Source organism: Sphingobacterium sp. B16(2022), assembly GCF_012030425.1.
GTDB lineage: Bacteria > Bacteroidota > Bacteroidia > Sphingobacteriales > Sphingobacteriaceae > Sphingobacterium > Sphingobacterium anhuiense.
The window spans coordinates 1,408,219-1,424,989 of the sequence record NZ_JAAUVN010000001.1 but is presented as its reverse complement, the minus strand read 5'-3'; the positions used below and the strand labels follow the sequence as shown (position 1 = coordinate 1,424,989).

The following is a 16,771-nucleotide window of genomic DNA, read 5'->3' as shown; positions in this document are numbered from 1 at the left end:
CGCTTGTAGCACTTGAAATGAATAATCAAAGTATTGGAACCTAATCATCCATCATAGCCCTAGCCTTTCCTTAGGTACCGAAGATAAACAGAAATATATCAAATCACCTATCTTCATTTTATTGCAGCTATTTTTTACCTTTTTAAAGTCGTAATGACACAACAATTTAGCAATGTCATTTGTTAATCAATTATAGAGCTAAAAAAGCATCATGATGATGAATCTACAAGAAAACGCAACGAATAAAAGACTAGGTCTTATTATTGCAACAATTTTGGGAAATGCGAATCAATCTTTCGCAAACGTAAACACAACAACATTACGAAACAGAGGTCCCGAGGATGACGACGAACTGGAGGAAGATGAAGAACTCTATGATGACGATTTCGAGGAACCCGATCCTTTAGAAGAAATACCTGATGAGGATGAACTTGAACAGGAAGATGACTTCCTTTAAAAAATTGCCTTTATTGTGCTGGTATTGAGCACATGTACATAAAAAAGAATGCAAGATGACCTTGCATTCTTTTTTTATGCCATTACCCTTTTCTCGCAAATCACCTGCGTACTTCTCCAATATTTCAGGTATTTAACGAACCAACTATTTCATTCTGAAAGCTGTTCTTCTTACAAATCACATCATAAAAAATTAGAACTATGGACTTAAATAAAACAACAGCAACAAAAAGACTAGGTCTTATTATTGCAGCAATTCTTACCAATACCGATCCGAACAGATCTGCTAACAATGAAAACGATCTTCGCGAGCAAAAGCAGGCAGAAAATCCATCCTCCAATCCTGATCCGGAGTTAGAGGATCCAAATTTTGTACCGGACGAAGCAGATGATCAAGGTTCAGGACTGAATGAAGACGCTTTAGAGGATGAGGATCGTGATGATCGCAGAGATCGTGATGATTTAATTGACCCCATCGATCCATTAAATCAGCGTCCTGATGAAAGTGACATTGATCCCGATGATGAAGATCCGTTGGAACTTCCTGAGCAAGATGAAGATGAACTGGAAGAAATAGAACCTGACGATGAGTTGCCGGTTGAGGAAAAAGATGATCTTGGACAAGATACACCGAGCGAATTTCCAGAAGAAGACCAAGATGAATTTTTGGAAGAAAGAGATTTCTCTGATCAAAATAATAATGAAAATAAAGACTTCGATCATAATGATCAGGATCTTGAAGCAGAAGGACTTGAAACGGAAGATAATCGAGGCAATTTCTTGTAATCGCTAAATCAGTCGATGATCAAGGTGCTATCTTGATAATTGTCAATCCATTCGATGAAAACTTTAAGTACACATTTTTTACCATGTAGGTTGTCATATCCTTATGTCTTGATCTACATGGTAAAATCGAATCACAAGCTATATAAATGTACAACCACCGACCATATATGCCTGACCAGCTAGTCGGTAGAACCAAAGGTCGATACCACAATAGAGATCGCTCTTTACCCACATGGAGAGACTCTGACTTTTATAAGTATTAAATACCTTTTCTATAAATCTGACCTATTTCTTACAAAGTTCTTAAAATGGATGATATCTAGGTAAAAATGCTAACCATCCCCTTTTTTATCAGAAGACACTTCTTGCACTTTATACGTATTATTACATTTCATACCCTTTACCTTACTTATTATCAAACTATTATCTTAAATTTAACGTTATAAAAGGATCAAGTTGGTGTTAAGAAGGAGGTCCAGATGGGAAATGTAAATTTAAATGTCTTGTTCCAGGAAAAAAGACAATTACTGAGTCATTTTGCAAGTCAATTTACATCAGATTATGACGAAAAAGAAGATCTGATACAAGAAACGTATTTAAGGGCATTAAAATCCATAAATGAATTTATAAATGATCCTAAATTGGTGACCTGGCTGTATGTCATCATGAAAAATGTTTACATCAATCAATATCGAAAAGAAAAGCGAAAAAATGTGATCTATGATTACTTTTTACACGCTGATTCCAGTGCATATATAAGTACTAATTTATCAGAAAACAAAATGATTAACGAAGATATCCAAAAAGCAATTGATAGCCTCTCCACCGAAAATGCAGAGATTTTCCGTTTGCATTTAGATGGTTATAAGTATCATGAAATTGCAGAACTGCTTAAAGTTCCAGAAGGCACCATCAAGTCACGCATTCATTTGACGCGTAAAGCGCTGCAGCAAAAGTTGAAGATGTATGATCATGCATAAGATTGGGTAAAGAGGGAAAACCTTTTGCCAAAAAAATCACGTTAAGGAAAGCATAAATACCTTCTTAACGTGATCTAAATATGACTTAAGCTTATTATAAAATTTAATTCTTTTCTTCACTATCCCCCCTTAGTATACGGCGGAATAGTCGAAGCTGTTTCAGTTGCTCCATTTGCCACTAATACACGGGCTTGATCCAAGTGTGCTTTTAAAGAAGGCAAGGTACCAATGATCCAGTTTTTAAGAGCGGTATCTTTGATCTGCTCATTGCTGCTTGCTTTTTCAAATAAATCGATTGCCTGCTGATGGGAGGCAATCGCCTCATCTTTAAAAGCTTGATCGAAGCTAGTACTGTCACTCCCTTTTACCATATCCCACTTCTTTTGATGATCGGCATCTAAGCCATCCGTCAATGTGAAGCCAAGTGTACTTGACATCTTTTGCAAATCGCCGATTAATTTTTGATGATCATCGATCAACATGCTTGCATAGTTTTTAACCGCATCATTCTTTGATCTCTCACTGGCTAGCTTGGCAACAGCAATTTCATATTGATTGGACATATAAGCTTTCGTTATAAATTCCTGTTCAGCATTTTGCTGTTTAAAGGCTAACAGGGCAATAATTCCTAGAAAGATACCCCATAATTTTAAATTTCTGATCATGATTTTAATATGAATGTTAGTGATTTATCTTCATCTATAATAAAATATACCTTATGCATTTTTATTATCCTGCTGATCGTGTCCCTGAGTTTTCACGATCTTATTGTAAATTCCAAACAGCAGAAACGGTGCTACCCATTGCCCGACAAATAGTGCACTATGTTTGTGCCCGACACATTTTAAAGCTGCTGCGCCGATCATGGCCGTGATGGCTGCACATAAGAATACTTTTGAAGGCAATTGAGCGGTTTTTTCCTCGATCTCCTTGGTCATCTCTCCTTCTTGAAGGTTTTTGTTTTCTAAATTTTCCATCTGACTCCTTTTTTAATTAAGTAATACGTTATGATCTTTTAAATAAAGAATCAATCCAAGCAGGTAAAAGTTCAATTCATATTACTTTAAGGGTATTTCACACCGAGACAACAGGTGTTTTCACCTATAAATGACTGATTTTATGTGTTATACCGCGTATGTGGTAAATGCGCAATCGCTTTGAACAAACACCCCTTTCATTATGGATACGAACGGGCAGGGAAAATCTTTAATTATCAAAAATATGATCTATGGCAGAAATGATGCAGATTTTGAACGTACGGATCACACTGGTACTTATACCTAGCCCCATAAAACCATTAGTTATACCCGCGTAAAGGCTAAACTTTTAATGCCAAATGACCGTTAAATTAGTAACACTTTTAAATTAATGGAGGAAAATATGGAGCATGCAAATTTAAATGTCTTATTCCAGGAAAAAAGACAACAACTGAATCATTTCGCTAGCCAATTTACCAATGATTACGATGAAAAAGAGGATTTGGTACAGGAAACGTTTATTCGGGCGTTAAAATCAGTTCATAATTTCATCAATGATCCAAAATTAATGACCTGGTTGTATGTGATTATGAAAAATATCTATATCAACCAGTATAGAAGAGAAAAACGTAAGCATTTAATCTATGAAGAATATATTCATACAGACTATTTCAATACCGTATCAAAAAACTTAAATGAAGACAAAATGATACAGGATGATATCCAAAAAGCTCTGGCAAGCGTATCGGCCGATAATGCAGAAATATTTAAGCTTTATCTCGATGGTTATAAATATCACGAGATTGCCGAAGCCTATAATCTACCTGAAGGAACGGTTAAATCGCGAATTCACCAGACGAGAAAGACCTTGCAACAGAAACTCAAAATGTATCAGCTATCCTGATTCCATTGCAAGTCCAGCGGAAATAACTTAAATAAATAGTCATAAAAATAATCGGTTACCTTATTTATACGGGCGATCGATCAAAATAGATCATATTTTTTTAACATAACTATTCAATCATGAAAAATACGTCAATTATTTTAGGAGCTTTTATAAGTCTGGCTTTGGTCACAGGATGTGGCAATGCCAATAATGATAATAAAGACGCTGATAAAAAGTATTCAGACACGATCGATGATCAGGGAAATCCCATTTATCCAGATAGCGTCAATCAGGACTCCACCACGGTCAACTACCGGGATACAACTTCCAATATACCAAGTGGTACAGTCCCTCCTACTTCAAAATAGGATGATTACTGAAAATGAAATAAGTTCATAAAAACAGCCGGCTGTACAGTCAAAAAAATGTGTTTTTAAGTTTAAAACAAACTTTTACCCATCACCGGTTGTTTTATGAATGAAGCGCAATAGTTAACAATAAAGATTCAATCATGAAAAACTCACAATTAAAAGAAGAATTTGAACAAGTAAACGAAAGCAGTGGCACTTCCCCACATCGGTACGGTAAAGAAGCTTTTAAAAAAGAGAAGAAAGCAAAATGTAATAAAAATCTCTTCTGGTTAGGTGGTGCAATTGTAGCCCTTATTATATGGAAATGCTGCGAATCAAAAAATAAAAAAAGTGGACTGCTGTCGATGTTGGATGGTGATAATAGTTCCTGCCCGACCGACTTATTAAAATCCAGAAGATAACGAGTTCGAGATTAAGCTGTATTTCCTTATTGCAAGTTTAGTTACCGCAAAAGATATCCAAACATCATTTTAAACAAACATTTAACGCCATTAACATGAGTCAAGAGAATATTATAAACAGAGAAGAAGCTCGACAAAAAATCAAAGAGCTTGCCGAAGGCATCAATTATTGTTTTTTCTGTACCGATCTGAAACAGCCACCATTCGAATCCACTCCGATGAGTGTTCAAGAAGTGGATGATCAGGGCAATATCTGGTTTCTTGCATCAAAAGAAAGCGATAAATACAAAAATATTAATCAGGACAAACAAGTGCAGCTGTATTTTTCAGATCCTTCTTCCATGGAGTACCTCGCTTTATACGGAAGTGCGGAAGCCGTCGATGATCAGCAAAGAATTGACAAATACTGGAACAAATTTGTAGAAGGTTGGTTTGAAAAAGGCCGTGAAGACCCCAATATCATTTTATTTAAGATCGTTCCTGAAAAGGCACATTACTGGGATACCAAACATCATAAACTTGTTTCCTATGCCGTCACACTGATTAATGCCATAGGTGGCGATCTGGGTGATCAAGGAAGAGAAGGTGACATCCTGGTATAACTGGTAGTATTAAAAAATTAGAAATTCACAAAAACACATATATTATGAGAAAAGTAGCATTATTGACAATGGCGTTATCTGCCGCTACGCTATACGCATGTAACAACACACCACAGGAAAAAGCAGAAAAAGCAATGGAGCAGACAGAAGAGAAAGCAATGGATGCTGCCACTGATGCTGAAAAAGCTTCTGATAAAGCAGCGAATATTGATATGGAAAAAACAGTCTATTCCAATATGGCAGCGGCAAATGCCGCAGTAGCTAAAATTGCGATGCCTGCATTATCAAATAGTAAAGCAAAAGAATTGGCTTCAGACTTAGGTAAGTCAATTGTAGATCGCATCAATGCGAAAACAAACGATGATATTGTTGAAGCCGAAAAAGATATCATTGAGGACAGAACTGATGTGGAGAAAGCATTCTTAGAAAAGAAAATCTCTGCTCAAGATAAAGATCATATTTTAAAATATGGTGATGACTGTCTAGCTGCCGCACGCGGAGCTGTGTAGTCTTCCGGTCAAATAAAAAAAAGCTAGCATTTTATAAATGCTAGCTTTTTTTGTTTTTACAAATGCATCATACTAGATGGTGACACGTCCTCCGGTAGCCGGTATTGTCGCTCCCGAAATATAAGAAGCCGCGGCTGACGCTAAAAATACATAAATAGGTGCCAGCTCTGCAGGCTGGCCAGGTCGGCCGATCGGTGTATTGGCTCCAAATTTTTCATGATCAGGAATGGTGCTCGGAATCAGTGGTGTCCACACCGGTCCGGGTGCAACAGCATTGACCCGGATATCTGAACCGTCCTCAAAAAATTGCTGGGCAAGGCTTGCAGTATAATTTTGGATCGCCGCTTTTGTCGCTGCATAGGGCAACAAAGATGGATTAGGATCATAAGCATTGACAGAAGTCGTATTGATCACACTCCCACCTTTGGGAAGATGTGGCTTGGCATGTTTGGTCAAATAAAACATCCCGCTCACATTTGTTTCAAATGTCTTATTCCATTCTTCGGCAGAGATATCGGTCACAGACTGATAACTCATCTGATAGGCCGCATTGTTAATTAAAATATCCAGTCTTCCAAATTCCTTGATCGTATGCTTAATAGCGGACTCACAAAAAGATTCTTCCCGTATATCTCCTTGAATCAGTAGTGCTTTTCTTCCAGCCTTTTCAATCCAGCTCGCTGTATCTGCAGCATCTTCACTTTCGACCTCATCCAGATAGATAATTGCGATATCAGCACCTTCCCTAGCCATGGCTATGGCAACCGCTTTGCCGATACCTGAATCTCCGCCGGTGATTAAACAGACCTGCCCGGTTAGCAAATTATTTCCAATATATGATTTCTCTCCATGGTCGGGCACGGGATCCATTTTCTTGGATACGCCCGGCACAGGCTGATCCTGTTTCTTAAATGGCGGTTGCGGATACGCAGGATGTTTTGATGTCGTAACTTTCATAAGAATAATTTTTAGTGAACTTGTTAATCTTCCCAATACAAGAGATTAAAGCAGGTAGGTATAACTTCTTATATTGGGTTATAAGAATCGTATTGTGCGCGTGCAAAAAGCAAGCATTCCACAATCAGCACTGTGCTTTACCTGATCTTTAGGTTGGCGCTAACAACCTAAAGATTTAAAACAATGCCGATGTGGAATGCCTGATGTCAAAATTATCGTTGCCACATATAAAGGAAGACAATGATCATGACAATTACTGCAATCCAAATTGCCCATGGGATCGTTTTGGCAGCAGGTTTATCACCCTGTTCTTCATGTGCTTCCTTTGGGACTTCTTCCTCTGAGAAATTAGTCTTGTTATCAAAATTGTTTTCCATGATTTCTTAAGTTATTTAATAGAATCACTTTTTGTAGAATCTATTTTAATCGTATCGCCCTGCAAAGTCATTTCCTGCTGTTCGCTTAAATTGTAGCGTGTTTCATCACCTGCAGAGGGAGCAATTGTACTACTATTACCTTCACTGTTGTTACTTTTTGAGTCATTCTGACATGAACCCATTATACCTAAAACTATAATTCCCGATAATGCCGCTAATTTGAAGTTTTTCATAGTGTTATAAATTGATGTATACATAAATAACGACTGTATCAGGGTGATTGTTTGCTCAATATCACGATATACGCATTAAAACAAAGAAGCACAGGTATTAATACCTGTGCTCCCTTTCATTTATTATTATTGTTAAACTTCTTTGTTCCATTATTGCATTAAACCTGTTCTAATCGCATATTTAATCAGCGCAGCGGTATTTTTCACACCGGTTTTTTCCAGTAAATTTTGTCTATGCCCTTCTACAGTACGTTTGCTTAAAAATAGTTTATCAGCGATCTGCATATTCGTAAATCCCTCACCAATGAGCTCCAGTACTTCCATCTCTCTTTCCGAAAGCCCCATCTTCTCCATGATTTGTTCAATGTTTAAGAAAGCAGTTGGTGACTTCTGTAAAGTATCGAGCATGATACCTCCAATCTCTTCACAGATAAACTGTCCACCATTGGCAACATGTCTAATGGCATACAGCATTTCCTCGTATCCTACATTTTTGACGAGATAGCCATTCGCACCATTCTTAAAAGCTTGCAGTACATGCTGTAAACTATTCAACATGGAGAGAACAATTATTTTTACAGACGGGTACTGCGATTTCACTTTCAATATGAGTTCCAGCCCATCCATATCTGCCATATTAATATCGGTTATCAGAACATCTGGAATATTCCCTTTGCTCATAATTTCCAATACCTCATTACCATTCGTTCCCTGATCAATAACTTCCAGATCAGATTGCGATTCCAATAATAGTTTCACTCCATTGAGGACAACTAGATGATCTTCAGCTATAACAATTTTAACCATATTTAATTTAGTTTTACAATAACTACTATCTTATTCTCTTGATTGTCACTTGCAAATGTTAGTGATCCTTCAAGCAGATTAACGCGGTTTTGCAGTTTTTTAATTTTTTTACTATTGCTTTGTTTAAGTTTATCTATATAATTATTGTTAAGTCCATATACTTCAAGATATAAATCATGATCATCGGCATATAGATGAATCCCTAAAAATGGTAGTTCATCTGTTACAATTGCCGAGACAACATACCTGACCATATGAAAGATGAGCAACTGACAGCTAAAATCCAAGTCGTTCACTTGCTTATCCACAGCAATATCGTTATTTGGATTGCTAACCAGAAAATGATCTTCCAAGGCTCTTTTCAATCCAAAGTCACGTAAAACACCATTTAACAAAATGTTTGATAAATGCTGTACTTTACTGATCGTGTCGGTGACCATATTTTTGGTATTATCCAACTCAACCGAGTTACCATGCTCCATCGCATAGCGTTGCAAATTCAAGCGTATTGCATATAGATCCTGGGCAATATTTTCCCTCAGAACCTGTCCATACTTCAAATTCCGCTTCTCATATTCCTTGATTACTATTTTATAAAATTCCTCCCGTTTGTTCATACTCTGATGTCATGAAATAAGGTTATTTGCATAACACTTAAAGATGCAGATAGCTTTAAGCAAAGATCGCACCGTTACTACAAAAATTAATACTTAATTACAATACGTATATATACGCTGAAAACTGATTCTAAGATTTATGTAACATAAAGAATTCATTTTCAATTAAAAATGTGTATGAATGTTCAAACAAAAAAAATCAAATAAAAAATTGATTAAAATAAAAAAAAGAGTTTTTCCTATTTTAATCCTTATATTTAGGAAACATTTAATTTTTTTTTAAGAATTAATAATTCAATACTGCCTCCACTGATGGAAGTAATTCATTTTTTTTATTAAATTTAGCATGCTCCAACGCAATTAATAAAATGGAAAACAACGTGCCTTTACCCATTAACTTTATTCAACAATTTGGTAGTCTCATTGTCCTTGATTTTGATTTTCATATCACAGGAGTAAGCGAAAATGTTCTTCATACGGTCAATCAAACAGAACATAATCTCATTTTAGGATCTAAATTTGATCTCTATTTTGCTGATTTATTTGGAAAACATTTTGTAAAAATATGTCAGGTATTGGAAAATATACGGGATAAAAAATATCCGAGACAGATCTTGCCCCTCAAATTACCCAATAAAAGAATCTATCTCAAATTAAGTTTACACGATGATCATTTGTTTATCGAATGGGAGGAGCAGTATAAAAAATATACTTCGGCAAAAAAAATAAATGAGTTTAGTTTCCTTTTAGACACCATAAAACCCAACAACTGGGATCTGGTCTGCCACGCTATTAACCGGATCCTTCATTATGACCATGTATTTGTCGTTCAGGTGCAGGAAACGGGCTATAGCCAGGTCATTGCAGAAGATACGTTAGACGGGAAAGCATATTACAGGAATATGGAATTCTCGAAAAGCTTTATGCCGAAAGAGGTTTTCCCCTATTACAGCATGTGTTCATACCGCTATAGTCCCAATCTACGGGATAACCAGCAACAGTTCTATTCCATTGATCCAAAGATCAATCTACTGGAGAGTCAGTTGGCTCCAGTTCCTGAACTGCACCGGCTCTTCCTATCGGAAAAGGAAGTTACAAGTGCCCTGTTTTTTTCTATACATGTAGGTGGACAGTTTTGGGGGCTTTTAATTGGGCATCATCACAAAGAAAAGAATATCGATCTGCAGCAACGAAAGCTCTGTACTTTTATGATCCAAAATGCCACCAGTAAATATGAAAACTACATCAATCAGGATCTGTTGGAGCGAGGCAAACTTCTAAAAGACGTGGAAGTCAATCTGAAAATTGATTTGTTAAAATACAAGACGGCCAATTGTGCCCTTGTGCAACATATGGGTACCATCATGGACATGGTCAATGCAGACGGTCTGGCCATATTTAATCAGGGTGATGTTTATTTTCACGGGATCTGTCCGAATAAAGGACAGCTATATGAGATCATAACCTTTATTCAGACCCACTCCGAAAAAGCCTTATTTAAGGATAATAATTTTAGAGAAAGCCATGGGGAAAAGATTAAAGGACAATTACCTTTTGCAGGGCTTATGTATCTTAAGATAGGGCTTTTGAGTGATCAGGTCCTGATTTGGTTCCGAAAAGAAACCGTGAGCAATGTAATGGAGATGCATGTCACTCCGGAAACAGATGGCAACGATGGGATTAAACAGATAGACCTCACTGAAAGTGTTAATTACGATATCGCTACCCCTTGGAACGATGTCGAAATCAGTTTTGTACTACGCCTAAATCAAATTTTAAAGGAATCCATTGTTGGAAAATTAAAAGACAAACAACAATGGAGTGAACAGCTGTTAGCACTCAACAATGAATTGGAGATGTTAACCTTTACACTTTCCCACGATTTAAAAAATCCATTATCCATTCTCAAAATGGGGATCCAATTTTTACAGAACAGTAAACAGTCTCTCAATCCCGCAGCACTGCAAAAATGGTACAGCAATCTGATCGCCAGCACGGAAAGTATTGAAAGTATCATCAACAATGTCGTGTTACTTTCCCAACGTAAAACCGGAACCTTCACGAAAGATCCGATTCCGATGGCATACACATTGGATCAGATCTATAAAGAAAGTATTATCCTGCACAATCCCGCTTTAGCAACGGTTGATTACGGTAAATTGCTTCCGGTATGGGGTGAGAAAAGTGCTTTGTATCAGATCTTCAGTAATATCATCGGCAATGCGATCAAGTACAGTCCTGGCACCGCCGGCGTAAAGCTTCACATTGACAGCTATTTTGAAGATGAGCAGGTCTGTTATAAGATAAAAGATCAGGGTATCGGTATTCCCAAAGAAAACCTGCACAGCATATTTGAGATTTTTAAAAGGGGAAAAAATGTGGATCACATCGAAGGAACAGGTGTTGGTCTTTCCTTAGTGAAGCGTATTATGGAAAGATTAGGGGGAACCATCAAAATAGATTCTGAAGAAGAAAAAGGAACGACCGTTTACCTCTACTTCCCTATTGTTGAAGAATTCCCACCCAGTATGCTTTTAGATGATCTGTAAAAAAATTGCTAATCATCCAGATCAAGGGTGAACCGGTACAGTTCATGGATAATATGGTTGACTGCGGTGATATAAATCTGGGCAGCATCGCAGTCTACACAGTGCAGTGTTTTTCGCATATGGATACCACTAAAGCATATGGCTATAAAGATATCGCCCACCTCAGCTTGATGTTCAGTGGATGAATCCGGAAAAGCCATCCCGGTTATCGCCACATAAACATCGGCCTCCACTAATTTTTTAAGCCCCTCCAGCATTTCAAACGTGACTTCCGATGACTCTGGAGTAAAGTAAGAAATGCTATGATCATCCACCTGCAACAAAGATTTTTTGACACTTGTCGCATAGCTCGTTACTCCTCCTAGGAAATAAGATCCAGAGTCCGTCTGCATACTCAGCACACTGCCGAGAAAACCACCCGTCATACTTTCTCCTATAAAGACCTTGAGCTGGTTATCTTTTAAAAACTGACCAACTTTGTCTAATGTTGTCGTATCAATATATTCCATCATATATGTTAATTGTTAGTGGTGATGAAGTGAAAACTTTATTTACAAACAACTTGGACACCCCAATAGTTCATTATAGACATTTCCAGATAGGATAATATTTATTTTAATAGCAGAGATCCGCACTATTTCAGGGGGTATAAATACCCAATTTTGGCAACCAGCACGCAAATAATACTGACATTTCCAAAGACGTTTCACTGCCTAAGGTCCTTTAGGAGCAAGACTATATTGCTAATACACTATCAGTCACATCCCTATAGATAAAATGACTATACAACAGGTATAAATACCCGCTATATTAAAGATGGCTTTTATTAAACTTTTAAACGCTTTTTTGGCTGGAAATTCGCTTGTATACAGCTGTGATTTAAAGCAATCCGTATAAAGCCTCTCCAGGCGCACGAGATCGCAAAATACTATAGAACATCATATATTTATGAACACATCAACACTATTCAAAACACTAAAAACAGATGACTTGCCTCCCTGTCCAAGGCCAGTCTACAAAAAGATATGGGCATTGAACCTGCAGCATGGAACAAAAATGTGCAGTAGTCCAGGCTTTATCCAAATAATAAACACCCCATTGTAGCACAAAACTTAAATAATAATTAGCGCGTTAAAAACCGACGACCTACACATTACAAGATCGTCCAAAATCTGAGAAAACCATGTATAAGAAAAGAACAATTATCGTTTCCAATAGATTACCCATACGTATTGAACGTAAAGACAATGAACTTCAGTTTATCCCAAGTGAAGGTGGACTGGCAACAGGTTTAGGTTCCGTTTACAAGAGCGATGAAAACATATGGATTGGTTGGCCCGGAATTATTCCCTTAAATACACAAGAAGAAGAGATCATTACCCAAGGATTGGCCGAACACAATCTTATTCCAGTCTTTTTGACCGAAGAGGAATTAAAAGGATACTACGAAGGATTTTCGAATGAAGTCTTATGGCCCGTTTTTCATTATAGACCATCTTATGCTGTATACCGCACGCCGGACTGGGAAATGTACCAGCAGGTAAACGCCAAGTTTTCACAGGTTGTGGATCAGCAAAATGTGCAGGAAAAAGATGAAGTCTGGATTCATGATTATCAATTAATGCTCCTGCCGCAATTAGTCAGAAAATCGTATCCTACTATTGCAATCGGTTTTTTCCAACATATCCCCTTTCCAAATGATGAGGTATTTAGAAGCATCCCTTGGCGCAATGAGCTCCTAAACGGACTGCTTGGTGCCGATCTAATCGGATTCCATACCTTCAATGATACCCAGCACTTTTTGAATTCCTGTGCACATATTCTTGGCCTAAATGTTCAGAACAATTGCCTGCATACAGATGGAAGAAGTATTTTTACCGAGGTCTACCCGATGGGTATCGATTTTGATAAATTCTCGAAGCTCGCCAATAGCGAGCCCATTCAGACACGGGCGCAAGCAATAAAAGATTATTATAAAGATCAGAAAATAATACTCAGCATCGATCGCCTTGATTACAGCAAAGGCATCATTGAACGCTTGCTCGCCTACGAAAATTTATTGGTTAAATATCCAGAGTTAAAAGGACAGGTAGTTCTTTATATGATCGTAGTTCCTTCACGGGATCATGTTGCGCAGTACAAACAATTACTGGACGAAATAGACCGAACTGTAGGCCATATCAATGCTGTTTTTGGTAACAATGAATGGACCCCAATCGCCTATTTCTACAATTCGTTTCCAATGGAAGAGTTATCTGCGCTGTATGTTTCTGCTGATATCTGTTTGATCACTTCGCTACGAGACGGTATGAACCTGGTGTGTAAAGAATATATCGCCAGTAAGGAAAATACCGATGGAGTGCTGATCTTAAGCGAATTGGCCGGTGCTGCAAAAGAATTGACACAGGCCATCCATATTAATCCCAATGCAACAGATCAGGTTACCGAAGCTATTTATAAAGCTTTACAGATGCCCGTTTCTGAACAGCGTATGCGACTCAATGACAGCATTGAAATTGTCAAGAAATTTAATGTCAGACACTGGGTACGCTTATTCTTCAGCAGACTTCGTGAAATCAAGTTATTCCAGCAGAATGAAATGGCCAGAAGGATCAATGAGCAGACCAAGCTAGCCATACTCGATCAATATAACCGTGCAACCAGAAGGTTATTCTTTCTCGACTACGATGGCACCCTGATCGGTTTTCAAAACGATGCCGCTGCGGCAATTCCAACGGAATCACTTTACGACACCTTAAATCTGCTGCAGGAAAATGATGCCAGTCAAGTCGTGATCATTAGTGGCAGACCACATGAGACACTCGACAGCTGGTTTTCCGATAGACAGTATTATCTGGTCGCAGAACATGGCGCATGGAGTAATTATCCGACGCACAAATGGCAAAGCGGTGCAATCTTATCTACGCGATGGAAAATCCCGGTGAAACATATCATGACCAAATTTGCCAACAATACAGCTGGTTGTGTGATTGAAGAAAAGTCATATTCTTTAGCTTGGCATTACCGTAAAGCACAGCCCGGACTTGGACAGCTTCGCGCGCTGGAACTGGTGGAGAGCTTACGCTATTTAGTACAGCAGCATGGCTTGCAGTTATTAATGGGCGATAAAGTGATTGAAGTCAAAAACAGCGAGCTCAATAAAGGTAAAGCAGCAATGGAAATCGTCAACAGCTATAATCCCGATTTCATCTTTGCGATCGGCGATGATGCGACCGACGAAGATATGTTCTTAGAACTCCCTGCGGATGCGATTACCATTAAGGTGGGCAATAAAAAGTCCGCTGCGCAGTTTTATGTAGATACACAGCAAGAAGCCGTTCAGCTGATCGAATACTTTGCTTACAATAGAGTAAAACAACAGCAGATCAACGGAACAGATTCAGAAATTAAAAAAATTGAAACTTATGACCAAAACACCGAAGCATAAATATAACAGTGGCATCATCGGCAATTGTTCCTACATTGCCCATGTCAATATCACCGGAAATATTACCTGGCTATGTTGGCCGACCTTTGAAGATTCATTTGTGTTCGGTAGTTTATTAGACCAGGAGAATGGAGGTGAATTTTCGATCCTGCCCACTTCAGAAATCACGAATACCGATCAGCAGTACATTGAAAACACCAATATTTTATGTACGACGTTGACAACCGAAGAAGGCAGTTATCGGATCACCGATTTTGCCCCACGTTTTGAGCAGTACGAGCGCTATTACAAACCACTGATGTTGGTCCGTAAGGTAGAACCCATTTCGGGACGACCAAAGATCCGTGTTCGCTGTACACCTAAGTATCAATACGGAAAACAGGGATTCACGAAAAACCGCGGCAGCAACCATATCCAATTTGAACAGGAGGACATCAGAATGCGCTTGGCAACAAATATGCCTGTAAGCCATTTTTTCGATGATATTCCGCATGTACTGAGCAGTACTGTTTATTTGGTGATGACATTCGGAAGCCCATTTGAGGCTCCGATAGAACGAACCGCAGAAGATTTTTTAAGCAGAACTAAAAGTTATTGGCACCGCTGGGTAAAAAATGCTTCCATCGCCCCATTCTGCCAGAAAGAAGTCATTCGTTCTGCGCTGGTTCTTAAACTTCATCAGTATGAGGATACAGGTGCTTTGATTGCGGCCAGCACGACAAGTCTTCCCGAACATCCGGGAAGTGGCCGTAACTGGGATTATCGCTACTGCTGGTTGCGGGATAGCTACTATGTACTGACTGCCCTGAGCCACATCGGGCAGTTTGAAGAGATGGAGAAATACGCTTCCTACATTGCTAATATTACACAGACGGATCGCGGACGCCTGCAGCCGCTCTACGGTATCATGGGGCAGCATCAGTTAACAGAAACCACGCTCGACCATCTCGAAGGATACTTAGGAAATAAGCCCGTACGCTTGGGTAATCAGGCTTTTGAACACATTCAGAATGATGTGTACGGACAGGCGCTACTTGCCTTGCTCCCTATGTTTACCGATCACCGCTTTAGTCATCAGAATACCGGTTTGGCCAAATCCTGGACCAACTATATTCTGAAGAAAATTGAAAGCACCATCGATGAGTTCGATGCGGGGATCTGGGAATTCCGGAATTTTGAAAACAGACACTGCTATTCCAATCTGTTTCAATGGGCCGGTGCGACAGCAGCTTTAAAAATTGCCGAGCAGTACGGTTTTGAAGAAATCAAAATTAAAGCTCAAGAACTACGGGAGCGCGCCAGTGTACATATTGAAAGCTGCTACGATGAAGAGCGTGGCGTGTATACCACGGCAACTAAAAACCCCAATTTAGATGCCTCTACCCTACAGCTGATCATGATGAATTATTTGGATCCGGCCAGTGATAAGGCAAAACGCCACCTCGAAGCTTTGGAAGAAGAGCTGAAAGGAGAAAATGGACTGTTTTACCGTTATCTGCATAAAGACGATTTTGGAAAACCGAAATCAACATTTCTGGTATGTGCCTTCTGGTATGTGGAAGCACTGGCCTGTGTAGGACGTTTGGAAGAAGCGCAAGAGGTATTTAAGCAGTTGATTGGTTACGGCAATCACCTCAAATTATTCAGTGAAGATGTCGATGAACAAGACGGCAGTCAATGGGGCAATTTCCCACAGGCTTACAGTCATGTGGGTCTGGTCAATGCGGCAAACCGCATAGCGGTTAAACTGGATCACCCTGCATTCTTGTAATCTATAATGAAATGATTAGAAAAATGGCATAATAGAAAAAGAGA

The 16,771-nt window shown here is 38.6% G+C and carries 19 protein-coding genes; 11 read left to right on the top strand and 8 right to left on the bottom strand.

Annotated features, from left to right (window positions below; all coding sequences use genetic code 11):
* Positions 1-211: 211 nt before the first annotated feature.
* The 3 genes from HCX49_RS06330 to HCX49_RS06320 all read left to right on the top strand — a co-directional run bounded on the left by HCX49_RS06330 (position 212) and on the right by HCX49_RS06320 (position 2,222).
* Positions 212-457: a hypothetical protein gene (locus HCX49_RS06330; protein ID WP_168126535.1), complete on the top strand. Its 246-nt coding sequence runs from the start codon at positions 212-214 to the stop codon at positions 455-457.
* A gap of 200 nt (positions 458-657) precedes the next feature.
* On the top strand, positions 658-1,242 hold the full coding sequence (locus HCX49_RS06325; RefSeq protein ID WP_168126534.1) for a hypothetical protein: 585 nt from the start codon (positions 658-660) through the stop codon (positions 1,240-1,242).
* 479 nt (positions 1,243-1,721) lie between these two features.
* Positions 1,722-2,222: an RNA polymerase sigma factor gene (locus tag HCX49_RS06320; RefSeq protein WP_168126533.1), complete on the top strand. Its 501-nt coding sequence runs from the start codon at positions 1,722-1,724 to the stop codon at positions 2,220-2,222.
* A gap of 119 nt (positions 2,223-2,341) precedes the next feature.
* On the opposite strand, the gene HCX49_RS06315 is transcribed toward HCX49_RS06320, so the two are convergent.
* Positions 2,342-2,887, bottom strand: a complete 546-nt coding sequence (locus HCX49_RS06315) for a DUF4142 domain-containing protein (RefSeq protein ID WP_168126532.1) — start codon at positions 2,885-2,887, stop codon at positions 2,342-2,344.
* Between the two features lie 51 nt (positions 2,888-2,938).
* The gene (locus tag HCX49_RS06310; protein ID WP_021190315.1) at positions 2,939-3,199 is read right to left on the bottom strand and encodes a hypothetical protein; all 261 of its coding nucleotides are present in this window, start codon (positions 3,197-3,199) and stop codon (positions 2,939-2,941) included.
* 391 nt (positions 3,200-3,590) lie between these two features.
* On the opposite strand from HCX49_RS06310, the gene HCX49_RS06305 reads away from it, so the two are divergent.
* The 5 genes from HCX49_RS06305 (at position 3,591) to HCX49_RS06285 (ending at position 5,968) form a co-directional block, all read left to right on the top strand.
* Positions 3,591-4,103, top strand: a complete 513-nt coding sequence (locus tag HCX49_RS06305) for an RNA polymerase sigma factor (RefSeq protein ID WP_021190313.1) — start codon at positions 3,591-3,593, stop codon at positions 4,101-4,103.
* A 119-nt stretch (positions 4,104-4,222) separates the two neighbouring features.
* Positions 4,223-4,453, top strand: coding sequence for a hypothetical protein (locus HCX49_RS06300; protein WP_021190312.1), 231 nt, complete (start codon positions 4,223-4,225; stop codon positions 4,451-4,453).
* 143 nt (positions 4,454-4,596) lie between these two features.
* Positions 4,597-4,857: a hypothetical protein gene (locus tag HCX49_RS06295; RefSeq protein ID WP_168126531.1), complete on the top strand. Its 261-nt coding sequence runs from the start codon at positions 4,597-4,599 to the stop codon at positions 4,855-4,857.
* A gap of 95 nt (positions 4,858-4,952) precedes the next feature.
* Complete coding sequence (locus tag HCX49_RS06290; protein WP_021190311.1) at positions 4,953-5,459, top strand: pyridoxamine 5'-phosphate oxidase family protein; 507 nt, start codon at positions 4,953-4,955, stop codon at positions 5,457-5,459.
* A 44-nt stretch (positions 5,460-5,503) separates the two neighbouring features.
* Positions 5,504-5,968: a hypothetical protein gene (locus tag HCX49_RS06285; RefSeq protein ID WP_021190310.1), complete on the top strand. Its 465-nt coding sequence runs from the start codon at positions 5,504-5,506 to the stop codon at positions 5,966-5,968.
* Positions 5,969-6,040: 72 nt separating this feature from the next.
* On the opposite strand, the gene HCX49_RS06280 is transcribed toward HCX49_RS06285, so the two are convergent.
* The 5 genes from HCX49_RS06280 to HCX49_RS06260 all read right to left on the bottom strand — a co-directional run bounded on the left by HCX49_RS06280 (position 6,041) and on the right by HCX49_RS06260 (position 8,959).
* Positions 6,041-6,925, bottom strand: coding sequence for an SDR family oxidoreductase (locus HCX49_RS06280; protein ID WP_168126530.1), 885 nt, complete (start codon positions 6,923-6,925; stop codon positions 6,041-6,043).
* 212 nt (positions 6,926-7,137) lie between these two features.
* Positions 7,138-7,302, bottom strand: coding sequence for a hypothetical protein (locus HCX49_RS06275; RefSeq protein ID WP_165905828.1), 165 nt, complete (start codon positions 7,300-7,302; stop codon positions 7,138-7,140).
* Between the two features lie 11 nt (positions 7,303-7,313).
* The gene (locus HCX49_RS06270; protein WP_132768062.1) at positions 7,314-7,535 is read right to left on the bottom strand and encodes a hypothetical protein; all 222 of its coding nucleotides are present in this window, start codon (positions 7,533-7,535) and stop codon (positions 7,314-7,316) included.
* 150 nt (positions 7,536-7,685) lie between these two features.
* Positions 7,686-8,342 (bottom strand): response regulator, encoded by a 657-nt coding sequence (locus HCX49_RS06265; RefSeq protein ID WP_021190107.1) that lies wholly within the window; start codon positions 8,340-8,342, stop codon positions 7,686-7,688.
* A gap of 2 nt (positions 8,343-8,344) precedes the next feature.
* Complete coding sequence (locus tag HCX49_RS06260) at positions 8,345-8,959, bottom strand: hypothetical protein (RefSeq protein WP_021190108.1); 615 nt, start codon at positions 8,957-8,959, stop codon at positions 8,345-8,347.
* A gap of 368 nt (positions 8,960-9,327) precedes the next feature.
* Here HCX49_RS06260 and HCX49_RS06255 point away from each other — a divergent pair, with 368 nt between their 5' ends.
* Positions 9,328-11,508, top strand: a complete 2,181-nt coding sequence (locus HCX49_RS06255) for an ATP-binding protein (protein WP_132768060.1) — start codon at positions 9,328-9,330, stop codon at positions 11,506-11,508.
* An 8-nt stretch (positions 11,509-11,516) separates the two neighbouring features.
* Here the strand turns inward: HCX49_RS06255 and HCX49_RS06250 are convergent, their stop codons facing one another.
* Positions 11,517-12,020: a CinA family protein gene (locus tag HCX49_RS06250; protein ID WP_132768058.1), complete on the bottom strand. Its 504-nt coding sequence runs from the start codon at positions 12,018-12,020 to the stop codon at positions 11,517-11,519.
* A gap of 671 nt (positions 12,021-12,691) precedes the next feature.
* Here HCX49_RS06250 and HCX49_RS06245 point away from each other — a divergent pair.
* Entirely contained in the window at positions 12,692-14,956 is a 2,265-nt protein-coding gene (locus HCX49_RS06245) for a bifunctional alpha,alpha-trehalose-phosphate synthase (UDP-forming)/trehalose-phosphatase (RefSeq protein WP_168126529.1), read from the top strand.
* On the top strand, positions 14,934-16,727 hold the full coding sequence (locus HCX49_RS06240; protein WP_168126528.1) for a glycoside hydrolase family 15 protein: 1,794 nt from the start codon (positions 14,934-14,936) through the stop codon (positions 16,725-16,727). The genes HCX49_RS06245 and HCX49_RS06240 overlap by 23 nt, the downstream gene beginning before the upstream one ends.
* Positions 16,728-16,771: the final 44 nt, after the last annotated feature.

What these genes read in the sequence shown, in the direction of transcription:
- HCX49_RS06320 (WP_168126533.1), top strand. Translation starts at nt 1,722, where the DNA reads ATGGGAAATGTAAATTTAAATGTCTTGTTCCAGGAAAAAAGACAATTA.
- HCX49_RS06260 (WP_021190108.1), bottom strand. Translation starts at nt 8,959, where the DNA reads ATGAACAAACGGGAGGAATTTTATAAAATAGTAATCAAGGAATATGAG.
- HCX49_RS06300 (WP_021190312.1), top strand. Translation starts at nt 4,223, where the DNA reads ATGAAAAATACGTCAATTATTTTAGGAGCTTTTATAAGTCTGGCTTTG.
- HCX49_RS06240 (WP_168126528.1), top strand. Translation starts at nt 14,934, where the DNA reads ATGACCAAAACACCGAAGCATAAATATAACAGTGGCATCATCGGCAAT.
- HCX49_RS06310 (WP_021190315.1), bottom strand. Translation starts at nt 3,199, where the DNA reads ATGGAAAATTTAGAAAACAAAAACCTTCAAGAAGGAGAGATGACCAAG.
- HCX49_RS06325 (WP_168126534.1), top strand. Translation starts at nt 658, where the DNA reads ATGGACTTAAATAAAACAACAGCAACAAAAAGACTAGGTCTTATTATT.
- HCX49_RS06275 (WP_165905828.1), bottom strand. Translation starts at nt 7,302, where the DNA reads ATGGAAAACAATTTTGATAACAAGACTAATTTCTCAGAGGAAGAAGTC.
- HCX49_RS06290 (WP_021190311.1), top strand. Translation starts at nt 4,953, where the DNA reads ATGAGTCAAGAGAATATTATAAACAGAGAAGAAGCTCGACAAAAAATC.
- HCX49_RS06250 (WP_132768058.1), bottom strand. Translation starts at nt 12,020, where the DNA reads ATGATGGAATATATTGATACGACAACATTAGACAAAGTTGGTCAGTTT.
- HCX49_RS06245 (WP_168126529.1), top strand. Translation starts at nt 12,692, where the DNA reads ATGTATAAGAAAAGAACAATTATCGTTTCCAATAGATTACCCATACGT.
- HCX49_RS06280 (WP_168126530.1), bottom strand. Translation starts at nt 6,925, where the DNA reads ATGAAAGTTACGACATCAAAACATCCTGCGTATCCGCAACCGCCATTT.
- HCX49_RS06270 (WP_132768062.1), bottom strand. Translation starts at nt 7,535, where the DNA reads ATGAAAAACTTCAAATTAGCGGCATTATCGGGAATTATAGTTTTAGGT.
- HCX49_RS06315 (WP_168126532.1), bottom strand. Translation starts at nt 2,887, where the DNA reads ATGATCAGAAATTTAAAATTATGGGGTATCTTTCTAGGAATTATTGCC.
- HCX49_RS06330 (WP_168126535.1), top strand. Translation starts at nt 212, where the DNA reads ATGATGATGAATCTACAAGAAAACGCAACGAATAAAAGACTAGGTCTT.
- HCX49_RS06265 (WP_021190107.1), bottom strand. Translation starts at nt 8,342, where the DNA reads ATGGTTAAAATTGTTATAGCTGAAGATCATCTAGTTGTCCTCAATGGA.
- HCX49_RS06305 (WP_021190313.1), top strand. Translation starts at nt 3,591, where the DNA reads ATGGAGGAAAATATGGAGCATGCAAATTTAAATGTCTTATTCCAGGAA.
- HCX49_RS06295 (WP_168126531.1), top strand. Translation starts at nt 4,597, where the DNA reads ATGAAAAACTCACAATTAAAAGAAGAATTTGAACAAGTAAACGAAAGC.
- HCX49_RS06255 (WP_132768060.1), top strand. Translation starts at nt 9,328, where the DNA reads ATGGAAAACAACGTGCCTTTACCCATTAACTTTATTCAACAATTTGGT.
- HCX49_RS06285 (WP_021190310.1), top strand. Translation starts at nt 5,504, where the DNA reads ATGAGAAAAGTAGCATTATTGACAATGGCGTTATCTGCCGCTACGCTA.